The sequence below is a fragment of the Pseudaeromonas pectinilytica genome (genome assembly GCF_054780855.1).
This window is the reverse complement of the sequence record NZ_BAAGVN010000233.1, coordinates 1-1,881: the sequence shown is the minus strand read 5'-3', so window position 1 is coordinate 1,881 and position 1,881 is coordinate 1. Positions and strand designations below refer to the sequence as shown.

The window sequence follows — 1,881 nt, the reverse complement described above, 5'->3', positions numbered from 1 at the left end:
GTTTCGCCAAAAATGATAAAACCGCCGAGAGGCGGTTTCTCATTTCTAGTGAATCCGTTTATCAATTCGCGCGGCGGGCTACACTCGCCGTGCTGGCCATCGCCCTGGGGATCGCCTTTGGTGCCGTGCAACTGTTTGATGTCTCGTTTGCTCTGGGTGCCTTCTTTGCCGGTATCGTCCTCAACGGCTCGGAGCTCAGCCACAAGGCGGCCAATGATTCACTGCCACTGCGCGATGCCTTTGCGGTGCTGTTTTTTGTCTCGGTCGGCATGCTGTTCAATCCGGCAATCCTGCTCAATGAACCATTAGCCGTGGTCGCCACCTTGCTGATTATCGTGCTGGGCAAATCCCTCGCCGCCTATGGCATAGTGCGTCTGTTCGGTCATGATCGCCGCACCGCGCTGACCATCTCCGCCAGCCTGGCGCAGATCGGCGAGTTCTCCTTTATCTTGCTGGGACTGGGCATCACGCTGGAGCTGCTGCCCACCCACGCTCGAGACATAGTGCTGGCGGGTGCCATCCTCTCCATCCTGATCAATCCGTTTCTGTTTGCCTGGCTGGATCGCCGCACCAGCCAACCCCAGGAGCCGGACACCACGACCAGTGACACCCAAGGTCCGCCCGGCCCCGAAGTCATACCGGAGGTGGATATTCCGCTCCAGTCGACCGACCATGTGATCCTGGTCGGCGGCGGCCGGATCGGCAGCCTGATCGCCCATCGTTTGCAGCAAAGCCAGGTCCCTCTGGTCATCGTCGAGCTGGATGCCCAGCAAACCGGACGCCTGCGCCAACAAGGACATACCGTGATCCGCGGCAATGCGGTGTTACCGGAAACCCTGGCCCAGGCTGGCATAGCCCGGGCGAGAGCCCTGATTGTGGCCATCCCCAACAGCTTCGAAGCGGGTGAAATCATCGCCAGCCAACGGGCGGGCAATCTATTACCCATACTGGCTTGCGCCTATCTGGGTGAGGAGGTGGCCTGGCTGGAGAAGCAGGGTGCCACTCAGGTGGTCAATGGCGCCGCCGAGATTGCCAGTCGGCTGATCAGTCTGCTGCCCATGGCAACTCCCGATTCGACACCGGACGATAGCCCACGGGCGGCATAAAAAATCGCCTACCGCCCCCAGAGCGGCAGAATCACATTGACAAGCATTGGCTGAAACGGGTTTAATGCGCGCCACGCCCGGATAGCTCAGTCGGTAGAGCAGCGGATTGAAAATCCGCGTGTCCTTGGTTCGATTCCGAGTCCGGGCACCACATTCAAAAAAGGCCTCACAGCAATGTGAGGCCTTTTTGCTATGGGCGTCTGGTCGGTTGGTCGACAGTAAGCGCCGACATACAAAGCGGGCCATTTATCTTCTGCATGGACAGCTTGCCGCACATTGCAAGCAACAAAGCAACGCCAAAATGATGTCAAATCTGACACGTCAATATTCCGCTCATAAGTACCAATAGATTAGTTATATTGCACTACGAATCCAAGCGAATCCATTTGGTGTCGTGTGACGGAAGACGAGAATCTACTTCAACAACTATTACTATTAAGAGGGGGAAAATGAAAAAAAACAAAATCGCTCTACTGTTACTAGCCAGTATCACCCTCTGTAGTGGAGTTTATGCTGCGGTGCCCCAGTACTGGACCAACATTATATCCGCACCAGAAGGGAGGATATTCTCTGGCGTGAATGTCTATGGAGGAATCGATGACCCATCTATTTCAGGTGATGGTAGTATTGTGACCGTGCGCAATGATCCTGAAGGTAAATTGATCAATATAAATTACTCAAACCCGAACTCTCCTCAGGGCGGGATCGCACTTTGTTAATGAAATTTGAACAGGCTGATCGTCTGTGATCTAATCACGCCTCCATGCAGGAGGCG

2 protein-coding genes and 1 tRNA gene are annotated in these 1,881 nt (G+C 55.1%); all 3 read left to right on the top strand.

What is annotated here, in order from left to right:
* A partial coding sequence (locus ACYVG7_RS10465) for a cation:proton antiporter domain-containing protein (RefSeq protein ID WP_460883059.1) occupies window positions 1-1,106 on the top strand: 1,106 nt, incomplete at its 5' end.
* Between the two features lie 75 nt (window positions 1,107-1,181).
* Window positions 1,182-1,257 (top strand) — tRNA-Phe (locus ACYVG7_RS10460).
* A gap of 298 nt (window positions 1,258-1,555) precedes the next feature.
* Window positions 1,556-1,825, top strand: coding sequence for a hypothetical protein (locus ACYVG7_RS10455; protein ID WP_460883058.1), 270 nt, complete (start codon window positions 1,556-1,558; stop codon window positions 1,823-1,825).
* Window positions 1,826-1,881 lie beyond the last annotated feature (56 nt).